Origin of the sequence: Chromohalobacter sp. HP20-39, from assembly GCF_033052815.1 — a bacterium.
Taxonomy (GTDB): domain Bacteria; phylum Pseudomonadota; class Gammaproteobacteria; order Pseudomonadales; family Halomonadaceae; genus Chromohalobacter.
In genome coordinates this window covers 1-236 of the sequence record NZ_JAWHTP010001167.1, presented here as the reverse complement: position 1 = coordinate 236, position 236 = coordinate 1, and the positions used below count along the sequence as shown (strand labels likewise).

General features: G+C 42.8%; 1 protein-coding gene. It reads right to left on the bottom strand.

The window, feature by feature from the left end; translation table 11 throughout:
• A partial coding sequence (locus RVY79_RS21570; RefSeq protein WP_317466665.1) for a hypothetical protein occupies positions 1 to 236 on the bottom strand: 236 nt, incomplete at both ends.

Here is a 236-nt window from a genome sequence, read left to right as displayed (position 1 = left end):
GCAGTAATAAAGCCGCGTATCTTTAGTAGGGAATTCAAATGAGTTAAATCAAAACGTTTGCTCTTCCAGAATGCATCTGAAAACGGTAACGAAGATTTCGGAGCGCCCTTCTCCTTGGTAACAGGACTTATTATTTCGCGATCCCAATTTGGAATGATCGAGCTAGTGTGTTTTGAGTTATTCGAACCGGTCGTCGTCCAACTTCGCGGAATATAATCAAACACCGCCTCATAAGC